The sequence below is a fragment of the Halomonas sp. DN3 genome (assembly GCF_024137905.1).
Classification (GTDB): Bacteria; Pseudomonadota; Gammaproteobacteria; order Pseudomonadales; family Halomonadaceae; genus Halomonas; species Halomonas litopenaei.
Window position 1 is genome coordinate 180,930 of the sequence record NZ_CP099965.1, and the last position, 22,032, is coordinate 202,961.

16 protein-coding genes are annotated in these 22,032 nt (G+C 60.6%); 12 read left to right on the forward strand and 4 right to left on the reverse strand.

Annotation, left to right across the window (positions count from 1 at the left end):
• Positions 1-266: 266 nt before the first annotated feature.
• The 10 genes from NKF27_RS00840 (at position 267) to NKF27_RS00885 (ending at position 14,970) form a co-directional block, all read left to right on the forward strand.
• Positions 267-1,148 carry a polysaccharide deacetylase gene (locus NKF27_RS00840; protein ID WP_045993136.1) on the forward strand — a complete coding sequence of 294 codons (882 nt, stop codon included), beginning with the start codon at positions 267-269 and terminating at the stop codon, positions 1,146-1,148.
• Positions 1,149-1,209: 61 nt separating this feature from the next.
• Positions 1,210-2,568, forward strand: coding sequence for an MFS transporter (locus tag NKF27_RS00845; protein WP_253554936.1), 1,359 nt, complete (start codon positions 1,210-1,212; stop codon positions 2,566-2,568).
• Entirely contained in the window at positions 2,565-3,353 is a 789-nt protein-coding gene (locus tag NKF27_RS00850; protein WP_253554939.1) for an SDR family NAD(P)-dependent oxidoreductase, read from the forward strand. Before NKF27_RS00845 ends, NKF27_RS00850 begins: the two co-directional genes overlap by 4 nt.
• 100 nt (positions 3,354-3,453) lie before the next feature.
• Positions 3,454-4,194 carry an SDR family NAD(P)-dependent oxidoreductase gene (locus NKF27_RS00855; RefSeq protein WP_253554941.1) on the forward strand — a complete coding sequence of 247 codons (741 nt, stop codon included), beginning with the start codon at positions 3,454-3,456 and terminating at the stop codon, positions 4,192-4,194.
• A gap of 21 nt (positions 4,195-4,215) precedes the next feature.
• Entirely contained in the window at positions 4,216-5,004 is a 789-nt protein-coding gene (locus NKF27_RS00860) for a hypothetical protein (protein WP_253554942.1), read from the forward strand.
• Positions 5,005-5,374: 370 nt separating this feature from the next.
• Entirely contained in the window at positions 5,375-6,361 is a 987-nt protein-coding gene (gene iolG / locus NKF27_RS00865) for an inositol 2-dehydrogenase (protein ID WP_253554943.1), read from the forward strand.
• Positions 6,362-6,722: 361 nt separating this feature from the next.
• Entirely contained in the window at positions 6,723-7,697 is a 975-nt protein-coding gene (locus tag NKF27_RS00870) for a TAXI family TRAP transporter solute-binding subunit (protein WP_253554944.1), read from the forward strand.
• 74 nt (positions 7,698-7,771) lie between these two features.
• On the forward strand, positions 7,772-9,601 hold the full coding sequence (locus NKF27_RS00875; protein ID WP_253554945.1) for a TRAP transporter fused permease subunit: 1,830 nt from the start codon (positions 7,772-7,774) through the stop codon (positions 9,599-9,601).
• Positions 9,602-9,941: 340 nt separating this feature from the next.
• Positions 9,942-12,779 (forward strand): type VI secretion system Vgr family protein, encoded by a 2,838-nt coding sequence (locus NKF27_RS00880; RefSeq protein WP_253554946.1) that lies wholly within the window; start codon positions 9,942-9,944, stop codon positions 12,777-12,779.
• Position 12,780: 1 nt separating this feature from the next.
• Entirely contained in the window at positions 12,781-14,970 is a 2,190-nt protein-coding gene (locus NKF27_RS00885) for a hypothetical protein (protein WP_253554947.1), read from the forward strand.
• Positions 14,971-15,198: 228 nt separating this feature from the next.
• Here the strand turns inward: NKF27_RS00885 and NKF27_RS00890 are convergent, their stop codons facing one another.
• Positions 15,199-15,969, reverse strand: coding sequence for an SUMF1/EgtB/PvdO family nonheme iron enzyme (locus NKF27_RS00890; protein WP_253554949.1), 771 nt, complete (start codon positions 15,967-15,969; stop codon positions 15,199-15,201).
• 310 nt (positions 15,970-16,279) lie between these two features.
• Between NKF27_RS00890 and NKF27_RS00895 the strand changes: the two genes are divergently transcribed.
• On the forward strand, positions 16,280-16,591 hold the full coding sequence (locus tag NKF27_RS00895; protein WP_253554951.1) for a hypothetical protein: 312 nt from the start codon (positions 16,280-16,282) through the stop codon (positions 16,589-16,591).
• Between the two features lie 1,941 nt (positions 16,592-18,532).
• On the opposite strand, the gene NKF27_RS00900 is transcribed toward NKF27_RS00895, so the two are convergent.
• Positions 18,533-19,552, reverse strand: coding sequence for an IS30 family transposase (locus NKF27_RS00900; protein ID WP_108450240.1), 1,020 nt, complete (start codon positions 19,550-19,552; stop codon positions 18,533-18,535).
• A gap of 34 nt (positions 19,553-19,586) precedes the next feature.
• Between NKF27_RS00900 and NKF27_RS00905 the strand changes: the two genes are divergently transcribed.
• Positions 19,587-19,904 (forward strand): hypothetical protein, encoded by a 318-nt coding sequence (locus tag NKF27_RS00905; protein WP_253554953.1) that lies wholly within the window; start codon positions 19,587-19,589, stop codon positions 19,902-19,904.
• 65 nt (positions 19,905-19,969) lie between these two features.
• On the opposite strand, the gene NKF27_RS00910 is transcribed toward NKF27_RS00905, so the two are convergent.
• Positions 19,970-20,926, reverse strand: coding sequence for an SUMF1/EgtB/PvdO family nonheme iron enzyme (locus tag NKF27_RS00910; protein ID WP_253554955.1), 957 nt, complete (start codon positions 20,924-20,926; stop codon positions 19,970-19,972).
• A 319-nt stretch (positions 20,927-21,245) separates the two neighbouring features.
• Positions 21,246-21,878, reverse strand: a complete 633-nt coding sequence (locus NKF27_RS00915; protein WP_253554958.1) for a hypothetical protein — start codon at positions 21,876-21,878, stop codon at positions 21,246-21,248.
• Between the last annotated feature and the right edge of the window lie 154 nt (positions 21,879-22,032).

Sequence of the window (22,032 nt, forward strand, 5' to 3'; positions counted from 1 at the left end):
TGTATCGCCAGTCTTGCCTATTAATGGGCCTGGGGCACAGGTTTTGGCTATTGGCGAGCGTCGCGACGTGCTGCTCTACGCCTGAAATCTCTGTCTTGACAAAAATGACCTTTGTATCCAGTCTTCAATTGATGGCGGTCGACACAACCGCTGCCGCCGCGGGACCGATGGCTCGTCGGTAGTCCAGCAAGCGCACGACCGACACCAGGGCCAGCGGCGCCACCGCAAGCCCCAACAAGACCAAGCAACAAGACGAGGTGTTCAAGATGGCGAAGAAAGAGATTCTCTGTGCATTTGGTGTCGACGTGGACGCCGTGGCCGGCTGGCTCGGTTCCTACGGCGGCGAGGACTCCCCCGACGATATCTCCCGCGGCCTGTTCGCCGGGGAGGTCGGTGCACCGCGCCTGCTCAAGCTGTTCGAGCGCTACAACCTGAAGACCACCTGGTTCATTCCTGGCCACAGCATCGAGACCTTTCCCGAGCAGATGAAGGCGGTGGTCGACGCCGGTCACGAGGTCGGGGTCCACGGCTACAGCCACGAGAACCCCATCGCCATGACCCGCGAGCAGGAACGCGACGTGCTCGACTACAACATCGAGCTGGTGACCCAGCTGTCGGGCAAGCGGCCGACCGGCTATGTGGCGCCCTGGTGGGAATTCAGCCCGGTGACCAACGAGCTGCTGCTCGAGCGTGGCATCAAGTACGACCACAGCCTGATGCACAACGACTTCCACCCCTACTACGTGCGCGTCGGTGACTCCTGGACCAAGATCGACTACTCCAAGCCGGCCAAGGAGTGGATGAAGCCGCTGGTACGCGGCGAAGAGACCGACCTGATCGAGATCCCGGCCAACTGGTACCTCGACGACCTGCCGCCGATGATGTTCATCAAGAAGTCCCCCAACAGTCATGGCTTCGTCAGTCCGCGCCAGCTGGGCGAGATGTGGCAGGACCAGTTCGACTGGGTCTACCGCGAGAACGACTACGCGGTGTTCACCATGACCATCCACCCCGACGTCTCCGGCCGTCCTCAGGTGCTGATGATGCTCGAGCGACTGATCGAGCATATGCAGAGCCACGAAGGCGTGCGTTTCTGCACCTTCGACGAGATCGCCGACGATTTCGCCAGCCGCCATCCACGCGGCTGAACGCGCCATCGCGCCTCCCCTGACAACCACACCACAACGATAACGAAAGAGGGTGACGTCAATGACCGAGCCAACCCAAACCGCGCCCTCCGGGGCCCGTCCCGACGCGGACGAGCCCTGGAACGCTGTCATCACCAAGAAACAGATCGGCTATGCTTCGCTGGTCTGCTTTATCGCCTGGGTGGCGTCGGTCTACGACTACACCCTGTTCGGCACCCTGCTACCGGTCATCGCCGAGGACTTCGGCTGGACGACCGCCAAGGCCACCGCCATCAACACCTGGGCCACCATCGGGGTGTTCCTGGTATCGCTGGTGGTCGGCACCATGCTCGATCGCTTTGGCCGCAAGAAGACGCTGATCCTGCTGGTGATCGGCGGTGCCGTCAGTTCCGGCCTGTCCGGTATCGCCATCGGCGCTGCCTCGATGGTGATCATTCGCGCTTTTTCTGGCTTTGCGGTCTCCGAAGAGGTGGTCAACGCCGTCTATCTCAACGAGATCTACAAGAAGGCCAAGGGTCGCGGTTTCATGTACAGCCTGGTGCAGAGTGGCTGGCCGGTCGGTGCCCTGCTGGCCGCCGGCATGACCTCGCTGCTGCTGCCGATCGTCGGCTGGCGCGGCAGCTTCTTCGTCGCCGCCTGCGCCTCGATCATCGTTATCGTGATGGCGGTCAAGCTGCCCGAGTCGCCGGTGTTCGCCGCGATCAAAGAAGTCGAGCGGCGGCGCAAGGCGGGTGACGCCGAGGGCGCCGCCCAGCTTGCCGCCGAGCACGACGTCGAGGTCAATACCGGCAGCAACCTGGGCCTCAAGGGCGTGTTTGCGCCGGAACTGCGTCGTCACACCATCTCGCTGTCGCTGGTCTGGCTGTTCAGCTGGATGGCGATCCAGGTGTTCGCGGTACTGGGCACCACGGTGCTGGTGGAGGCCAAGGGCGTCAGCTTCGAAAGCTCGCTGTACGTGCTGATCTTGGCTAATGCCGTGGGCTTTGTCGGTTACCTCAGCCACGGCTGGGTGGGCGACCGCATCGGTCGGCGCAACACCGTGCTGATGGGCTTTCTGCTCGGTGGCGTCGCCAGCATCCTGATGCTGCTGGGTCCGGCCAGCGACGGTTTCGTCTACCTGATGTACGCCGTCACCCTGTTCTTCCTGCTCGGTCCGTTCGCCGCCATCCTGTTCTACATGGGTGAATCCTTCCCGCCCCATGTGCGTGGCACCGGGGCCAACGTGGCCCATGTCATGGCGCCGGTGGGGGCCATCGTCGGCTCCGGTCTGGTGTCGGTGCTGCTTACTGCAGGCGTCAGCATGACCTGGTCGGCGATCCTGGCGGGCTCGCTGCCGCTGGTGCTCAGTGGACTTTTGATGTTCGGCACCCGTCATGTGGACCATCGTGAACACGACACCCTCGAGGAGGCGGTGGCATGAGCGCTCTGACACGCGACGATGGTCTGGCCGGCAAGGTCGCCATCATCTCCGGTGCCGCCAGTGGCATCGGCCAGGCGCTGGCGGTCAGCTACGCCAGGGCAGGCGCCAAGGTGGTCGCCGGCTACTACCCCGGTGACCCCCATGACGTCGAGGCGACCGTCTCGGCGGTTGCCGAGGCCGGCGGCGAGTGTGTGGCGGTGGCGCTGGACGTGCGCGATGGCGCCCAGTGCGACGCCTTGGCCCAGGCCGCCATCGACCGCTTCGGCAGGCTCGATATCGCGGTGGCCGGCGCCGGCATTCTGCGTCAGGCAGCGCTCGAGGATCTGACCGACGACGCCTGGAACGACATGCTGTCGGTGGACCTGACCGGCGTGATGCGGATATTTCGCAGCGCGGCGCGGGTGATGACGGGGCCTGGCGCCATGGTCGCGGTGTCGTCCATCGCTGGCGGCGTCTATGGCTGGGACGATCACGCCCACTACGCTACCGCCAAGAGCGGGCTGATGGGCCTGGTCCGGTCGTTGGCGGTGGAGCTTGCCCCCCGGGGCATCCGCGTCAATACCTTGATTCCCGGGCTGATCGAGACCCCGCAGTCGCTGGACCCGGTCAACTCCCTGGGCCCGGATGGCCTTGCCGCCGCGGGCAAGGTGATCCCCGCCGGCCGGGTCGGCCACGCCGATGAGGTCGCCCGTACGGTGCGCTTTCTGACCAGTGACGACGCCTCCTACGTGACCGGCCAGCAACTGATCGTGGACGGCGGCTTGACCGTGCGTTGGCCGAGCTGAGGCCAGCCGTCAAGGCGCCGGCCAAGGCGCATCCAAGCCAGCGACGCGAGGCGAGGGCGGCGGCCCTCGCCTCGTGCCCCCAGCGAGTGGAGAGAAACCCATGTCACAGAAACTTCAGGGCAAGGTTGCCCTGGTGGTGGGCGGCGCCAGCGGAATCGGCCGTGCCATCGCCAACCTGTTCCACGCCGAAGGTGCCACCGTTGCGGTGGCGGATCTCAACGCCGATGCCTGTGATCAGGTGGCCCGCGCGCTGCGTGCCCGGGTCAGCACCCACCGGGTCGACGTTTCCGACGAGGCCTCGGTGAAGGCCATGGTCGACGAGGTGATCAGCACCCACCAGGTGATCGACGTGCTGGTCAACAGCGCCGGGATCCTCGACGAGACGCCGTTTCTCGAGATGACCAGCGAGACCTTCGACCGCATGATCGGCATCAACCTGCGCGGGGTCTTCCTGGTCAGCCGCGAGGTGGCGCCACATATGGTCGAGCGCAAGGCCGGGCGGATCATCAATGTTGCCTCGCAGCTGGCGCTCAAGGGCGGCATGGGGCTATCCCACTACTGCGCCGCCAAGGCCGGGGTGCTGGGCCTGACCAAGTCCATGGCGCGGGAGCTGGCGCAGTTCAACGTACTGACCAATGCCATCGCGCCTGGCCCCATCCTGACCCCGATGCTCGAGGGGCTGAGCCCGGAATGGATCGCCGATAAGGAGGCCGAACTGCCGCTGGGACGCTTCGGCAGGGCCGAGGAAGTGGCGCCTTCGGCGCTGATGCTGGCGGCGTCTCCGGATGGCGACCTGTACCTGGGCCAGACCCTTGGGCCCAATAGCGGCGACGTGATGTAGCGGCCAGACAGGAGTCCGTGAATGCTCACCCTGCTGCTGGTCAAGTGGCTGTCCACCGCCCTGGTGGTGATCGGCGTCTCAGTGGCGGTGGTGCGCCTGGGGCCACGCCTGGGTGGAGTGCTGGCCGGCACTCCTATCGTGCTGGGGCCCGGCTACTTCTTTATGCTGGGCGAGCAGCCCGGGACCTTCGTTGCCGAGGCGGCGCTGGGCTCGCTGCACGCCATGTTCGCGACCCTGGCGTTCTGTCTGGCGTATGTGTGGCTGGCGGGGCGACAGGGCGCGCTGGCGGCTGTCGCCCTGGCCGCCGTGTTATGGCTGCCGGTGGCGGCGCTGGCTGCCGTGCTGCCAGGCGGCACGGGTCTCGCGCTTGCGCTGTTCATCGCTTGCCTGGCCCTGGCGATGCGGCTGATGCGCTCGCTGGGATTGTCGCGGGCGGCGGTGTCGGCGCCGCTAGTCTGGGCCGACCTGCTGATACGCGGCACCCTGGCCGGGGGCATCGTGTGTCTGGCGACCGTGGTGCTGGCGGATATCGCCCCGGCGCTGTCCGGCGTCGCCCTGAGCTTTCCTATCGGCATGCTGACCATCGCCCTGACCCTGCACCAGCGCTACGGCGCCGAGGTCGCCCGGGCCACCCTGGCCGACACCCAGCTTGGCATGCTCAGCCTGGTGGCCTTCAGCGCCGTTCTTGCGGCAACCGCCGCGCACCTTTCCCCCGTGCTGTCCTTTGGCCTCGCCCTGGCCGCCTCGCTGGGCACCAGTAGCGCCCTGTGGGCGTGGCAGAGGCGCCTGCACAGCCCGCGTCACGCGTGAGGTCACCTTTTGCCGATCGTCCACGTAGCCAAGAGCACCTTGTGGTAGAAAACGCGGAAAAAGCCCGTCGATAAAGCGGTTTTTTTTGCGTGCTCGCAGGGAGCATTTGAAAGCGCCAGTGTTGGAATTGACTGCGGCCAGATGGGGGCAGGCGCCTTTCAAGACACCCGGTTCACACCGGTCGCCGAGCTGCCGATCACACTAGCTTGACCCGGCTGACTACTGCGACGAGATATCTTACGTAGTTGCGGGCATCGCGATGCCGACCCACTGCCTACCGTTCAACACTTCTATGCTCTTGCTGGGCCGAAGACGCCAATATTGATCGGCCGGATGCGAATCAAACAGACGTCCAGACAAGGAGCAGGCGATGAAGCTGGCATTGATCGGAGCGGGCAGGATCGGCAGGGTGCATGCGTTGTCCATTGCCGCCCATCCGGAGGTGACCTTGGCGGCGGTAGTGGATGCCTATCTCGAGGGTGCCGAGGCGCTTGCCCGAGACTTTGACTCCCGGGTCAGGAGCATCGACGAGGTATTCGAGGATTCCGAGATCGACGCCGTGTTGATCGCCTCCAGCACCGCGACCCATATCGACTATCTGGAGCGCGCCGCAGCGGCCGGCAAGGCCATCCTGTGCGAGAAACCCATAGCGCTCGATCTGGCGGCCTCCCGCGCGAGCGCCGCCAGGGTGGCGGGAAGCCACTGCGCCTTGGCGTTCAATCGTCGCCATGACCCGCAGTTCTCGGCACTCAAGGATCAGCTGGTGCAGGGTCGCATCGGCAAGCTGGAGACGCTGGCGATCACCAGTCGCGATCCCGAGCCGCCGCCGCTTGCCTACGTCAAGGGTTCCGGTGGGCTGTTTCGCGACATGATGATCCACGACTTCGACATGGCCCGCTGGTTGCTTGATGAGCCCATCGAGAGCGTACACGCCTGCGGAAGCTGCCTGGTCGATCCCGCCATTGGCGACGCCGGCGACGTGGATACCGCCATGGCGATACTGAAAACGACCTCCGGTCGCATCTGCACCATCAGCAATTCCCGGCGTGCGGTGTACGGCTATGACCAGCGCATCGAGGCCTTTGGCAGTGATGGCATGCTGCAGGCCCAGAACGAGAGCGACACCCGGCTCAAGTTCGTCGGCAGGCAGGGCCAGCTGGAGGAGGCCCCACGCTGGTTTTTCCTCGAACGCTATGCCGAGGCCTTTCGGCGTGAGCTCGACGACTTCTACCAGAGCTGGCGGGAAGGCCGTGCGCCTCGCGCCGGCATCGCCGACGGCGTAGAGGCATTGAGGCTGGCCGAGGCAGCGAATATCTCGTTCAGGGAAGGTCGAACGGTGCGGCTCGAAGAGGTCTAGAGGTGGATCGAAAATGGCTGTTAATTGTTCGTCGAAGTCAGGTGGAAGAGGCAAATCCAAGATGGACATAAAAAAGCCCCACGGCAGCGTGGGGCAAAGAGAGAGACGCTCCTTGGTGCCCTGAAAACCTGAGACCCTTACCCAGGCTGCTTGAAGCAGCGCACTTTCACTGGCGACACGACGCGCCGGTCCTGGCGCGCAGACGCAAGAGGACCGACAACACCTGAGCGGGCGCCGTGGCACGAATCGCGCCAGTCGAATATGCTGTTGGCCGGCCATTTCCGCCAGACCTTGAAGCCTGGCGGGAGCATAAGCAAAACGAGGCACTGGCCACGCCCGCTGTCGACTGGAGACCCCCTCAATGCGTCATCTTCGAAGCCGTGGCCTCAAGGCCCTGACGGCTGTGCTCGCCGGTAGCATGGTGCTGACCGTCGCAAGCGCCCACGCCCAGACCCGCCTGACCTACAAGTCCGCCTCCGCCGGCACCGCCTACTACCAGATGGGAGTGGAGCTGTCCGAGGCGATCAAGGCCGGCACCGAGGGTGACATGACCCTGACCCTGGAAGAGAGCCAGGGCTCGGTGCAGAACGTCATGGAGGTGATGGCGCGTCCCGGCAACTACGTCTTCACCTCGCCGCCCGGCCTGGTGACCCGCGCCCGCGAGGGTACCGGCCCCTTCGAGAGTCGCAACCATCCGCGCTTGCAGGACATTCGTGCACTCTTCCCGATTCCCTCGCTGACCATGCACTTCGTGGTGGCGGGCGAGCAGGACACCCTCGGCATCAATGAACTGGCCGGCAAGCACCTGCTGATCGGCCAGGGCTCCTTCGGTGCCCGCGAGGCCGCACGCTATCTCGAGCTGTTCGACCTCACCGACCAGGTCGAGGTCGACGACGCCGACGTGGGCAGCGCTCCCGACGCGCTCAAGAACGGCCAGATCGACGCCTTCGCCACCGCCAGTTCCTTCCCTGCACCCAACGTGATCGAGACCGCCGCGAGCCATGATGTCGGCCTGGTGTCGTTCACGGAAGCACAGGTCGAGGCCACCGGCGCCGCCCCCCAGACCATCCCCGCCGGCACCTACGCGGGCATCGACGAGGACGTGCTGACCACCTCGCTGCCGGTGGTGGCCTACACCACCAGCGCGATGGACGAGGACACCGCCTACACCCTGACCAGGACCTTCTGGGAGCGCCGCGAGGCCATGGCCGAGACCTCGCCCTGGTGGCAAGCGATCTCGCCGCAGATGCTGACCAACCTCGAGGGGCCGTTGCACCCCGGCGCCCTGCGCTACTACGACGAGGTCGACGTGCAGGTGCCCGAGGCCCTGCGCTGAGACGATCCTGCCCAGGACTCGACCCGGCGGGCCCCTGCGGGCCCGCTCCGTTTCATCGATGATGTGCTGATTTCATGAACTCAAGCGACGCTTCTTCGTCGGCCGTACCGGCCGACGCGCGTGACCCTGTTCGTTCGCCGTGGCCGGGTGGCCCGTTTTGGATCGCGCTCGGTGCCCTGTCGGTGGTGTTTCACCTGGGGTTGATCTTCCACGGCCTGACGCCAGCGCTGATCAGTCGGCCACTGCATATGGCGCTGGTGTTGCCCTGGGTGCTGGTGTTTGCCGCCCGCACGCCGTGGCAGCGCATCAGCGGCCTGGGGCTGACCGCCCTCGGTATCGCCGCCTGCGGCTATATCGCCTTGAACGAGGACGCCCTGAGCGGCCAGTACGGCTTTATCGACACCCCCCTGCAGATGGCGGTGGGTCTACTGCTGATTGTGGTGGCGCTGGAGGCCGCCCGGCGTGCCATCGGCTGGCCGCTGCCGCTGGTGACCGCGATCGCGCTGGGCTATGCGGCCCTGGGCCAGTACGTGCCCGGCGAGTTTGGTCATCCTGGCCTGCCCATGGCCAGCCTGGTCGGTTCACTGACCATCGCCGAGGGCGGGCTGTGGGGCAAGCTGACCGGGGTCAGCGTCTCGGTGGTGGCGATCTTCGTGATCTTCGGTGCGGTGCTCAACGCGGGCGAGGCGGGGCGTGGCTTCATGAACCTGGCCGGCGCCGCGGCGGGCCGCCTGACCGGTGGTGGCGCCAAGGTGTCGGTGATCTCCAGCGCACTGATGGGCTCGATCTCGGGCTCGGCGTCGGCCAATGTGGCCTCCACCGGAGCCATCACCATCCCGTCCATGGCGCGGCTCGGCTATCCACGTTCGCTGGCGGCGGCGGTGGAAGCGGTGGCCTCGTCCGGGGGCCAGATCATGCCGCCGTTGATGGGCGCAGGGGCCTTCGTCATGGTCGAGCTGACCGGCACCCCCTACACCGAGATCATGGCCGCGGCGCTACTGCCGGCCTTTCTCTACTTCGCCACGGTGTGGCTCGGCATCAACGCCTTCGCCACCCGTTTCGATCTCAAGCCGGTGGCCGCCGAGGACCGCCCGGCACCGCGTGAGGTGATCACCACCGCACTGTTCTTCGCGGTGCCCTTTGCAATCCTGCTCGAGCGCATCTTCCACGCCGGCAATACCCCCCAGTACGCCGCCAGTGTGGCGATCTTCGCAGGCCTTGCGCTGTTGGCCATGAACGCCGAGCTGAAGGTGTCGGGGGCGGAGTTCCGCGCCCGCCTGGCCCAGGCAGCGCTGACCGCCGGGCGCCAGATCGCGGTCATCGGCGCGATCATCCTGTGCGCCTCCCTGGTCATCGGGGTGCTGTCGCTGACCGGGCTCGGGGTCAAGGTCACCTCGGCGATCCTGTCGCTGTCCGGTGGGCAGCTGTGGCCGGCGCTGCTGCTCACCGCCCTGGCTTGCCTGGTGCTGGGCATGGAGGTACCGACTACCGCCGCCTACGTCATCTGCGTCTCGGTGGCGGGGCCGGCGCTGACCGAGCTGGGTCTGCCGCTGCTGACCGCCCACCTGTTCGTGTTCTGGTTCGCGCTGCTGTCCACCATCACCCCGCCTGTGTGCGGTGCGGTGTTCATCGCCGCCGGCATGGCCGACGAGAACTGGCTGAAGGTGGCGGGCAAGGCCATGGCGCTGGGGGTCGGGCTCTACGTCATTCCGCTGGCGATGGTCGCGCACCCGGCGCTGCTCGACCTTGGCTCCGGCGTCTTCGCTGCCCTGGCCACCACCCTGGGCGTGCTGATCGGCCTCGGCCTTGTCTCCTACGGACTGATCGGGCGTTTCGCCTGGTGGCTAAGGGCAGCCCTGGTGGCGCTCGGGCTCGGCGTCATCTTCGTGCCCTGGCCAGTGTGACGATCCCTGCCGGCGCGGCAGTGGGGCTTGCGCCGTCCCTTGTTGGGGCGGCGGGCAAAGGCGGTTCAGGTGCCTTTTTCCGAGACGTGATGATGGTGGGTGTATCGGGTGAATTTGTAGGAATTTTCCGGAAAGTTTTGTGGCCTTCTCGGAAAATACGGGAGATGCAATGGCTAACGTAGAGCGCTTGAGTAGGATCTTCTTGTATTGGTCAAGGAGGACCTCTCATGTCGTCAAGGTGTGCATTTTCGGGTTACCGCCCGTCAGCGGCAACCTGCGGTAGCCGTTCCCCCGCCGTCTTTCCAGGCCGTTCGCCGCGCGTGCGGGAGGGTGGGGCGCCATGAACGAGCCTTCCTGGTGGCACTCACTACGCGAGACCTTCGACGTCGCGCTGTCGCAGGATCAGCGGCTGCTCAAGCTCAAAATGGCCGGCCAGTCGCTGATCCCCCACCGTCTGGTGGGCGAAGAATCGATGTCCCGGCCCTTCCGCTACCGCCTCGACGTCATCTCCCAGCGAGGTGATATCGAACTCAAGACGCTGATGGCCCAGCCCGCCACGCTGTCCATTCGTCAGGCCGACGGCCAGTATCGCCAACACTCCGGCCTGGTGGAGTCGGCGGCCCTGCTCGGCGAGGACGGCGGCGTCTATTACTACCAGCTGACACTGGTGCCCTGGCTGACGATGCTGAGCCTCGGGCGCGACAGCCGCATCTTTCAGGACCTGAGTGTCATTGAGGTGATCGAGGCGGTTTTTGCCCAGCACCCCATCGCCCGAGGCGGCTGGCGCTTCGACCTGCGCCGCGAGTATCCCGCGCGCAGCTACTGCGTGCAGTACCGCGAGAGCGACTACCACTTCGTCAACCGCCTGATGGAGCAGGAAGGCCTGTTCTATTACGTCGAGCACCAACAGGCAGACGACGCGGAATTGGGCTACGCAACAGGCTCCACCCCATCCGTCCACGGCGGGCTCAGTCACAGAGAAACGGGCCACCGACTGATCATCACCGACGACGTGGCGACCTGCTCGCCGGTGGCACCGCGCCAGATCCGCTTTCATCGCCAGGGCGCCACCGAAAGCGAGGACGCCATCACCCAGTGGGGTGGTCGTCGCCAGCAGCAGCCCACGCGGGTCAGTCTCGCCACCTACGACTACAAGCAGCCCCGTTTGATCAAGCGCACCGCACTCGACACCCACCCCGACCAGGGCAAGCCGAGTGACCAGGAGGTCTACGACACTCCCGGCGAGTACTACTATCGCGATCATCCTCGCGGTGAGCGGCTGACCGAGCATCGCCTGCAGGCGCTTGAGTCCCGCGCCAAGCGCTTTTTCGGCGCCGGTGGCGCGCGGCAACTGCAGGTGGGGCGGCATTTCGAGCTGACCCAGCACCGCCAGCATGAGCGAGGCGATCTACCCGAACGCGAGTTTCTGGTGCTGGGCCTCACCCTGCACGCCGAAAATTCCCTGCCGGTATCGGCCCATCTCTCCACCCTCCCAGGTAGCCTGCAAGACGAGCTGGACCTTGCCCGGCGAGCCCATGGCCTTGAAGACGACAGCCTCCACCGCGACGACTACCAGCGCGCCGGCACCGGCCATTACCTGGTCGATTTCGAAGCCCAGCGCCTGAGCCAGCCCTATCGCTCGTCGCTGGATCATCCGCGCCCGGTGATGGGTGGCCCCCACACCGCCATCGTGGTCGGTCCCGAGGGCGAAGAGATCCACACCGACCGGCTCAACCGGGTCAAGGTACAGTTTCACTGGGATCGCGGCCAGCCAGGCTCCGGCCAGCGTGACGCCCTCCCCAGCTGCTGGCTGAGAGTGTCCGAGCCCAACGCCGGTGCCGGCTGGGGTGGCGTCTTCGTCCCGCGTATCGGTCAGGAAGTGATCGTCGACTTTCTCGAAGGTGACCCGGATCGTCCGCTGATCACCGGGCGCGTCTACAACGGAGATCAGCGTCCCGAGTGGCACTCCAACGGTCTGCTGTCGGGCTTCAAGTCGAAGACCTACCGAGGTGGCAAGTACAACGAACTGGTGTTCGACGACGCCACCGACCAGGAGCGGGTACGGCTCAATTCCGAGCACGCCAGGAGCCAGCTCAACCTGGGCTACCTGATCCACCAGCACGGCAACACCCGAGGCGACTTTCGCGGCACCGGCTTCGAGCTGCGCAGCGACGCCTACGGGGCCGTCCGTGCCCACCAGGGCCTGCTGCTGACCAGCTGGGGCCAGCTCGGCGTCAACGGCGAACAGTTGGCGCTGGCCCCGGCTTACCGGGAGCTTGCCAGCGCCTGGCAACTGGCCGACGGCCTCAGCACCAGCGCCGTCGAACACGACGCCGAGGCGCTCGATAGTCGCGACAACCTCAGACAGGCCGGCGAAGACGCCCAGGGCCGCTACGGGCAGGCCGCCGCGCCGCCCCCTGAAGACAGCGATCAGTCCACCGCCAGAGGCGCCAGCCAGGCCGGTCGCGGTGAGGCAGGAATGCTCAAGCAGCCCTGGCTGCACCTGGCTTCACCGGCGGGCATCGTCGCCAGTACCCCCCAATCCACCCATCTTGCCCAGGGCAAGTCGCTAAGCCTATCCAGCGGCGAGGATATCAACCTGGCCGCCGGCCGAAGCCTGATCGGCGCCCTGTCGGACAAGCTTTCGCTGTTCGTGCAGCGCCGGGGTATCAAGCTGTTTGCCGCCCAGGGCAAGGTCGAGGTGCAGGCCCAGAGCGACGAGATGGCGCTGACCGCAGAAAAGACCCTGACCATCACCTCCACAGAGGACACCGTACAGATCGCCGCCGCCGAGGAAATTCTGCTGGCCAGCGGCGGCGGCTACATCCGGCTCAAGGGCGGCAACATCGAGATCCATGGACCCGGAATGATCGACGTCAAGGGCGGGCAGCATCTGTTTGGTGGGCCGGCAAGTATCCAGCAGGTGCTGCAACCGCTTCCCCCGCCACAGGGAATCTTCGCCGAGTACTTCATCCTTCGCGATAAGCGAACCCAAGCCCCCCTGCGATACGCCCACTACCGGATCGAAACATCGGAAGGTCAAGTGATCGAGGGGCGTAGCGATGGCGAAGGACGCACACGCAATGTGGTCACCCGCCAACCCGAGCGCCTGAGCGTCACCGTGCTTGATCGCCTCGATGATGCCGATGACATCCTTGACCAGCAGGGAGACGCTTGAGATGACGGATGGAGCCGTACAGACCCGATTGATGCCGCAAGGACAGGATGTCCATGTAGGTGAATCTCCACTGCTGTTCTACGCAGTGGGACGCGACCAGTTGCTGAGCGTCCCGGCCGAAGCCGCCGCCAGCTTTGTTGAAGAATGTCGGCTGATGGAGATGGTGGTCGAGGAATACCAGGACGCCCTTGCCGAACTGTCAGTAGCCAACAGCAACTATATGGCACTGATGATGTCGGCGCGTCGCGATCATCGCTTCCTGTTGGACAAGGAAGTGCTTCAGGGCGAAATCGTGGCGGCGCAGCGCAAGGTGGAGCACAAGAACCAAGTACTCAAGAACGTCATCGAGCCATTGACGGAGCTCAGCAGCGAAACCAACAAGGTCATGGAGCTGATCCCGATTCGGCGCGGAGGTTCACGCACCGAACACTTCCGCCTGGCCTACGCGCGTTCACACATCATCAGGGCCTTCGCTGAAGAGATTCCCCTCGCAAGTGGTGGCGCCAACGCCAGTGAGAGTGTGCTGACGGGTGGTCGAGTCGACAGCGACAAGTTGATTCGCCAGATGACGGATGTTCGAGGACAGGCCAAGATCAAGGCCGATTTTCCGTGGTTTGAGGAGTGGCTGAAGAAAGACAAGGAAACCCTTGATCTGTTCAAGTGGTCCGAGGCCATCAACCGAAATCTGTCCGCAAAGCATGAGATCGTGGAAGGTGAGGAACATCACCGCGATAGCTATCGTGTCGAGCTATCCGCCGAAGCCCAGTTGATGCGCTGGACATCGGGGGCCAGTGGCCTGTCTGGCGAGTTCAACCCTTTTACCGGCAAGGCCACGCTAAAGGCAGACGCCAAGGCAGAACTCGTATTGGCGGAAGCCAAGGCCACATTGGATTACTGTACGCCGGCTGGCGGTCTGATGCTGGCCTGTGAGCTGCCCGGGCAACAAACCCTGGACCTCGGCATGATCAGAAGCCGCACCCTGATGACCATTGCAGGAGGCGTAGGCGCCAGTATCGCTGCAGAACTCAACCTCAATGTGGAAATGCGCCAGGGAAAGCTGCAGGCCAACGGTGTACAGGGAGAACTGGTGCGTTTCGGTCTGCCCGGTGAGCAGCGCGTTATCCTGCGAGAAAACGACAATGGCAGCCCCGACAATACCGAGGCGGCGACAGGTATGGCGGCCTTTGCCGGCGGGCAATTGGAAGCTATCGTCGGTGTACAACTGGAATGGAAAAACCCAGAGGAGGGCCATAAGTTCAAGCCCTTCGCCAAGACAGCGACAGGAGGCGCAGCCCTTGCAGGCATTGGTGGTGGGGCCAATTTTGGCGTCCGCTACGAAAATGGAAAGTTCCGAATCTCCGCCAAAGTCGGCTTTTGTTTCGGTTTTGGAGCAAAGGGAAAAGTCGATTTCGAGGTAGATGCGAGTCTTTTGCTGGAGTTCGTAAAGTGGGTAGCATACCAGTTGAAGAACATTGATTATAGAAGGTTGTTTTTCATTGAAAACGATGCATTTTATGCAATAACAGGAATAGTGACTATGGCCGCCATAGATGGAAAGCGGCTGAGCACCCATCTTCGGGAAGATGTGTCAGATATCATTGACGACCTTAACCGTATGTTTCATGTGGTAAACGAAAACATAAAGTCCGCAGCAGAAAGAGGTGACTTGGCAGAACGTATAAACTCGGGAGAGGGAATAATTAAGTATGCCACTCCAGATGCAAAAGGCGTGACCATTTATTGGTTAATGCAAACCAACACCTTTGATCGTTTTTACCCCGGAAATCGTGATTTGGAGGGGTGGTGGGAAGACCCCAGTATTTTCGGGTTTATGAACGACCGTAAAGAAGCGATCATGAATGTTCTACGTCTGGTCCAGTCAATCAATGAATATCGCAACGTCATGCAAAGGGTGGTACCAAGAGTGGGCGAGACGATCAACTGGGAAGACGGTGAACAGATAGTCGAGGAGTTTTTGGGCCGTGGAGAACAAGAGCTGCCAAGACCATTTTCCTCACACTACGCCAGAGAGTTTATTCATCTGCGAGCTCGATTGTGGGAAAAGAGCAGAGTGGGGATGCCGATTGTAAGAAACGATAGGCAAGAATACAGATCACAAAGATCTATTTCAAGTTACTTTTCCAGAGCCTGCGAGAACAGTTCACAGTGCATCGTAAAAGTTCAATCCTGATAAAACTCATGAAAAATTAATTATTGTTGAATAGAAAAGAATATCTCACAATTTATCTTTTAAATTCAAGCTGCACCTGGCAGTATTTACACGATAAGCGCTGTGATCGGTTAAACCTCTAGGGTCATCATAGAACAAATCGGGAGTTCTCTTTCGTCTATTTATTACTAAATTGGAACGATTGCCCTCGCCAAAATCCGTGCCGCGCAGGACTTTTAGGTCTCCGGACTAAGGTCCTGTAGGGTTCACCTCTGGTGATACATCGTAGTAGTCCTCACTGTACCAATCATTTACCCACTCAAAACCATTTAGACCCATTTGGTACACTCCAAGGGGGTTGGGGGGAATAAGGCCTATAGTCTGTGGACCAACGTGAGGAGACGGAGTGCTGGCAATAATTTCCTCGCGAGAAGGGTAATTTTCACCACGGCGAATATAACCATCGTTGGTTGCTAGCGGAAGAAACTGCCCTCGCGATCGGGCGGCGTACTCCCACTGGGCCTCGGTGGGCAGGGCAAAGGGAAGCCCCGTCTGATCTGCCAACCACTGGCAGTAGTCCCGGGCCTGATACCAGTCGACACCGGCGGGTACATCGGGAGCCCGATACTCCACCTCAAAACCTTCGGTGTTGATCCGTGGCTGGCCGGTGGCCTCGGTATAGATATCGAAGTCGGCGTAGGAGACCTGGTAGGCGGAAATGGAATAGCTATCCAGCGTTACCTCATGCAATGGCTTGTTATCGGAATAGGGGCTGTATGGTAGGCCACCTGCCTTGGGATCGATGGGTCCGAAGTCTCCCATCTGAAAGCTTCCGCCTTCGACAAAAACCAGGTTGTCCATGGTTTTCTGAACCAGTGCTGCGACGGCTTCCTGGTTGGGAGGTTCATTGTCCTGACCCGATGAGTCTGTTCCATTCATTGCCTGAGATGAGACGTCATCACAGCCAGCCAGGGTCAGGCCGATGACAACGAAGGCGCCAAATCGATAGATCCCTTCCATGGTGGGTCTCCAAGGCATTGTCTAGTGCGACTGGTAATTTTATCACCTCGCTGATCAAACCTTTGTGAGTAATTTCTTACAAACTGGTTGTCTTTGCTGGAGTAACATCGCCTCAGCAACTGACCAGTTTCCTTGATTGGTGGGTCTCGCTTAATAGTTGTGCCTGTATTGCCGAAATAGACTGCTTTACAGGCGTTGCTGGCCGCTGATTTATGGCGTGAATCGGGCTTAGAAGCTACGTCGACTAATACAACCGTAGTGCCCGTAATTTCTGCGGAAAGGCGGCAACATCGAGATCCATGGACCCGGAATGATCGACGTCAAGGGCGGGCAGCATCTGTTTGGTGGGCCGGCAAGTATCCAGCAGGTGCTGCAACCGCTTCCCCCGCCACAGGGAATCTTCGCCGAGTACTTCATCCTTCGCGATAAGCGAACCCAAGCCCCCCTGCGATACGCCCACTACCGGATCGAAACATCGGAAGGTCAAGTGATCGAGGGGCGTAGCGATGGCGAAGGACGCACACGCAATGTGGTCACCCGCCAACCCGAGCGCCTGAGCGTCACCGTGCTTGATCGCCTCGATGATGCCGATGATATCCTTGACCAGCAGGGAGACGCTTGAGATGACGGATGGAGCCGTACAGACCCGATTGATGCCGCAAGGACAGGATGTCCATGTAGGTGAATCTCCACTGCTGTTCTACGCAGTGGGACGCGACCAGTTGCTGAGCGTCCCGGCCGAAGCCGCCGCCAGCTTTGTTGAAGAATGTCGGCTGATGGAGATGGTGGTCGAGGAATACCAGGACGCCCTTGCCGAACTGTCAGTAGCCAACAGCAACTATATGGCACTGATGATGTCGGCGCGTCGCGATCATCGCTTCCTGTTGGACAAGGAAGTGCTTCAGGGCGAAATCGTGGCGGCGCAGCGCAAGGTGGAGCACAAGAACCAAGTACTCAAGAACGTCATCGAGCCATTGACGGAGCTCAGCAGCGAAACCAACAAGGTCATGGAGCTGATCCCGATTCGCCGCGGAGGTTCACGCACCCAACACTTCCGCCTGGCCTACGCGCGTTCACACATCATCAGGGCTTTCGCCGAAGAGATTCCCCTTGCCAGTGGTGGTGCCAACGCCAGTGAGAGTGTGCTGACCGGTGGTCGAGTCGATAGCGACAAGTTGATTCGCCAGATGACGAATGTTCGAGGACAGGCCAAGATCAAGGTCGATTTCCCCTGGTTTGAGGACTGGCTCAAGAAAGACAAGGAAACCCTTGACCTGTTCAAGTGGTCCGAGGCCATCAACCGAAATCTGTCCGCAAAGCATGAGATCGTGGAAGGTGAGGAACATCACCGCGACAGCTATCGTGTCGAGCTATCCGCCGAAGCCCAGTTGATGCGCTGGACATCGGGGGCCAGTGGCCTGTCTGGCGAGTTCAACCCTTTTACCGGCAAGGCCACGCTAAAGGCAGACGCCAAGGCAGAACTCGTATTGGCGGAAGCCAAGGCCACACTGGATTACTGTACGCCGGCTGGCGGTCTGATGCTGGCCTGTGAGCTGCCCGGGCAACAAACCCTGGACCTCGGCATGATCAGAAGCCGCACCCTGATGACCATTGCAGGAGGCGTAGGCGCCAGTATCGCTGCAGAACTCAACCTCAATGTGGAAATGCGCCAGGGAAAGCTGCAGGCCAACGGTGTACAGGGAGAACTGGTGCGTTTCGGTCTGCCCGGTGAGCAGCGCGTTATCCTGCGAGAAAACGACAATGGCAGCCCCGACAATACCGAGGCGGCGACAGGTATGGCGGCCTTTGCCGGCGGGCAATTGGAAGCTATCGTCGGTGTACAACTGGAATGGAAGAACCCCGAGGAAGGCCATAAGTTCAAGCACTTCGCCAAGACAGCGACAGGAGGCGCAGCCCTTGCAGGCATTGGTGGTGGGGCCAATTTTGGCGTCCGCTACGAAAATGGAAAGTTCCGAATCTCCGCCAAGGCGGGCTTTTGTTTCGGTTTTGGTGCAAAGGGAAAAGTCGATTTCGAGGTGGATGCGAGTCTTTTGCTGGAGTTCGTAAAATGGGTGGCATACCAGCTGAAGAATATTGACTATGGAAAGCTGTTCTTTATAAGTGAAGATGCGTTTTTTTCAATTTCAAACATTATTGCTGCTTCGACAGTTTGCGGGAATGAGTTGAGAAGCTACCTTAAAGAAACAGCAGATGAAATACATGATGTTACAGTAAGTATTTTTAATGAGTTCTCTGACAGTATTGGATCTGCTTATCAAAGAGGAAGCCTTGCGGAAAAGATCAATGAGGACCCATGGATTCTTAGGTATTCCACCCCTGATACCAAGGGGATGATTATTTTTCAATTAATGAAAACTAATGCGTTCGATCGCCTATACCCGGGGAATCGTGACTTGGAAGGGTGGTGGGAAAATCCAAGTTTTTTTGGGTTTATGAACGACCGGAAAGAAGCAATAATGAACATTCTTCGCTTGATTCAGTCAAAAAGCGAGTTTAAAAGTGTAATGAAAAGAGTGGGCGGTCTCAACCTACAAGCGCAACACTATTGGAGTGCCGGAGATCCGGGCACTGATTTCTGGAGAACCTCCGCGTATACCTCCAGAGGCGTCTTGGCGTTCAACGTCTCTCTAGGCCTGGTATTGAGTGAGTCTGCGATCTCATCGAGCTCCTCCTGGGTGTAGGTCGATAGGTCCGTTCCTTTGGGCAGATACTGTCGAAGCAGACCATTGGTATTCTCGTTAGACCCACGTTGCCACGGGCTGTGTGGATCGGCGAAGTAGATGGCTGTCCCGGTACGTTGGGTTATTTCGGCATGCTTGACCATCTCGCTCCCTTGGTCGTAGGTCATCGACAGCCGTAGTGAGCGTGGAACACGGTTCAATTTGTCACTAAAGCCGACCATCGCATCCGTCGCGGTCGTACCGTCCATTTTCACCAGGATGACGAAGCGTGTCGTGCGCTCAACCAACGTGCCTACGGCAGAACGGTTGCTGGCCCCCATGATGAGGTCGCCTTCCCAATGCCCGGGCATCAACCGATCTTCGATCTCAGGCGGCCGGAGATGAATACTGACCAAGTCAGGAATTTGGCGGCGACGATCCTTGCCACGACTGCGTGGACGCCGCTTTCCCTTCCCCTGCCGAAGGCAAGCAATGAGCTCTTTTTTCAGCGAGCCTCGGGGCATCACATAGAGCGCGTTGTAGATGGCCTCGTGGGAGACCTGACGTGTAGGGTCATTTGGATACATGCGCTTCAGTGTGATGGCTATCTGCCTAGGAGACCAGTACTTGCGCAACAGGTAGGTCACCAGATCGAAGAGAGGCGTACCAAGGCGCAACTTCGATTGTCGTCGTGCTCGATGTCGCGTCAGCGTGGCCCTGAAACCCGCCAGACTGGCGTCATAGCCAGCATGAGAAGGTACCGCATGCCGAGCCAGTTCTCGAGAAATCGTGCTGGCAGCTCTCCCAAGGAACTTGGCGATGGAGCGTATCGAGTGACCTTCACGCATCAGCATGATGGTGGCACGTTCTTCAGCAGTAAGGTGGTGGTAGCAATGAGTCATAGCGATAGCGTACCTGATCGATCAGGTGTTGCACTTGCTCATTGAGACCGCCGTGACCCCCGAAGTGGGGAAGTTTGTTGAGTGGGAGAAAGGCCAAGAAGCAGTATCAGAATTTTTGGCTAGAGGAGAGAAAGACCTCCCGCCACCGCTATCGAGTCATTTCGAAAGTGATTTGGTCTATCTTCGGGCAAGGCTACGTGAAAAGGCTTCTATTGGCGTTGAAATTTATAGAAACGACAGTCGCGAGTATTTTATGCAAGGAAACGTGGCGCGCGACTTTGGAACACCTTGCGGAAATGATTCAATTTGTGTTGTGGAAGATGTGAGCGAGACTACTCATGAAGCTAGATAGGTCGGTGAACATATGATGCATATTTAGTTGTAAGGATGTTGTAATGTGCTTTCTGGTCCGAAAGACTAGGGCTTTTTTTCAGAATTTTCAGCGCACCTGACGGTAAATAGCCTAAAAGGTCTATGTGTTAAATTTCCCTGTGGATGATCATAAGAGAGGTCTGGAACAGAATTTCGCCTATTTATTAAAAGTTTTTCCCTGTCTCCTTCTGAAAAAGAAGCTCCCCGTAAAACCTTGGTGTTTCCATTATCTGGGCCGCTAGGGTTTTCTTCTGGTGCTATCTCGTAGTAATTTTCGTCATACCAGTCGCTGACCCACTCAAATCCATTCAACCCCATTTGGTAAATACCGAGCGAATTGGCAGGGTAAAGCCCTATAGTGTGCGGCCCTATCCGCCCAGAAGGTGTACTAGACTTTATCTCCTCTCGTGTAGGGAAATTGACTCCTGGGTTCATATATTTTCCATCAAACGTCCCGAAGAGCTGAAATTGTCCCCGGGAACGTGCCGCATACTCCCACTGGGCTTCGGTGGGCAGGGCAAAGGGAAGTCCCGTCTGATCTGCCAGCCACTCGCAGTAATCCCGCGCCTGATACCAGTCGACACCGACGGGGACATCAGGCGCTCGATATTCGACATTTCTTCCTTCAATATTGATCTGTGGCTGTCCCGTGGCCTCGGTATAGATATCGAAATCAGCGTAGGAGACCTGGTAGGCGGAAATGGAGTAGCTATCCAAGGTTACCTTATGTACAGGCTCGTCGTCTGTATCTGCCGTATAGTACAAGCCTTCAGCCTTGGGGTCGATGGGTCCGAAGTCTCCCATCTGAAAGCTTCCGCCTTCGACAAAGACCAGATTGTCCATGGTTTTCTGGACCAGTGCTGCGACGGCTTCCTGGTTGGGAGGCACATTGTCCTGATCCGATGATTCTGTTCCATTCATTGCCTGAGATGAGACGTCATCACAGCCAGCCAGGGCCAGGCTGATGACAACGAAGGCGCCAAATCGATAGATCCCTTCCACGGTGGGTCTCCAAGGCATTGTCAGTGCGATTGGGAAGTTTATCACCATTATGACCAATATCTTGTGAGCAATTTCGTACAAATTGATTGTCTTTGCTGGAGTAACATCGCCTCAGCAACTGACCAGGTTTCTTGGTTGGTGGATTTCAATTAATAGTGATATTTATATTGCCGAATTAAGCTGCTTTACAGGCGTTGCCGGCTGCTGATTCTTGGCGTGAATCGGGCTTGCAAGCTACGTCGACTAATACAACCGTAGCATCCGTAATGACTGCGAAATTTCAGGTGGTCACGTCTACCTTAAACCTGGAAGCCAGATATCACCCTTTGCCGGCATTGCGTGCCCTTGTTTCGGCGAAGTGCTCTGCCATGGCGTCGTTGGCGCCCAGCATCGGCCCCTGCTCCCTGTCCGGGAACAGGGGCCGATTGGCGTAAAGGATCCAGGTATCCAGGGCGGGCCCCAGGGGCTGAATCAGCCGCAGCCGGTCGGGATGACGCTCGATGGCGTCCTCGGCGACGATGGCGGCGTCGGCCTGGCCGTCCAGCAGTTGCTCGAGGGCGGCGACGATGGTGGGGGCGTCGTGTTCCGCGAAGGCCGAAAGGTCGGTGTAGTGGCGGGTGGCGGGCTGTCGCAGCACGCTTTTCGGCTGGGCCACGTCAGCGCGGGCTACCAGCGCCAGCGGGCGGCTGGGGGCGATAAAGGCGTCCACCGGAAAGGCGCGATGCATGAAGCGCCCGACGCAGTCGGCGTGGCTGGGGTGGGCACTGACCTGCAGTACATAGTCGTAGCCTCCGGCGACCAGTTCCTCGAAGGCGCCGATGAAGTCATCCACCAGGCTGATCCGGGGCTCGATGTCGGCGAGGTCAGGCTCCTTGAGCCTGCGATCGTCGAGATAGCGGGCGAGCACCAGGGCGTGGTTGCTGTCCTCGGGGCCGAGGGTGGCGAAGTGCATGGCGGTCTTTCCCTGTGGTGTGGTGCGTGGATAGCGATGGATGGATGCGGAGCAAGGAGTCGTTCGGGGTGACGGGGGCGTGTCGGGCTATCCCTGTCGCAGGAACCTTGTAGGCGAAAGCTTGCTGTCGGGCAACTCTGGTCGCACTGTCAGG

Coding starts and splice junctions, on each gene's coding strand:
- NKF27_RS00840 (WP_045993136.1), top strand. CDS start 267: ATGGCGAAGAAAGAGATTCTCTGTGCATTTGGTGTCGACGTGGACGCC.
- NKF27_RS00845 (WP_253554936.1), top strand. CDS start 1,210: ATGACCGAGCCAACCCAAACCGCGCCCTCCGGGGCCCGTCCCGACGCG.
- NKF27_RS00850 (WP_253554939.1), top strand. CDS start 2,565: ATGAGCGCTCTGACACGCGACGATGGTCTGGCCGGCAAGGTCGCCATC.
- NKF27_RS00855 (WP_253554941.1), top strand. CDS start 3,454: ATGTCACAGAAACTTCAGGGCAAGGTTGCCCTGGTGGTGGGCGGCGCC.
- NKF27_RS00860 (WP_253554942.1), top strand. CDS start 4,216: ATGCTCACCCTGCTGCTGGTCAAGTGGCTGTCCACCGCCCTGGTGGTG.
- iolG (WP_253554943.1), top strand. CDS start 5,375: ATGAAGCTGGCATTGATCGGAGCGGGCAGGATCGGCAGGGTGCATGCG.
- NKF27_RS00870 (WP_253554944.1), top strand. CDS start 6,723: ATGCGTCATCTTCGAAGCCGTGGCCTCAAGGCCCTGACGGCTGTGCTC.
- NKF27_RS00875 (WP_253554945.1), top strand. CDS start 7,772: ATGAACTCAAGCGACGCTTCTTCGTCGGCCGTACCGGCCGACGCGCGT.
- NKF27_RS00880 (WP_253554946.1), top strand. CDS start 9,942: ATGAACGAGCCTTCCTGGTGGCACTCACTACGCGAGACCTTCGACGTC.
- NKF27_RS00885 (WP_253554947.1), top strand. CDS start 12,781: ATGACGGATGGAGCCGTACAGACCCGATTGATGCCGCAAGGACAGGAT.
- NKF27_RS00890 (WP_253554949.1), bottom strand. CDS start 15,969: ATGGAAGGGATCTATCGATTTGGCGCCTTCGTTGTCATCGGCCTGACC.
- NKF27_RS00895 (WP_253554951.1), top strand. CDS start 16,280: ATGATCGACGTCAAGGGCGGGCAGCATCTGTTTGGTGGGCCGGCAAGT.
- NKF27_RS00900 (WP_108450240.1), bottom strand. CDS start 19,552: ATGACTCATTGCTACCACCACCTTACTGCTGAAGAACGTGCCACCATC.
- NKF27_RS00915 (WP_253554958.1), bottom strand. CDS start 21,878: ATGCACTTCGCCACCCTCGGCCCCGAGGACAGCAACCACGCCCTGGTG.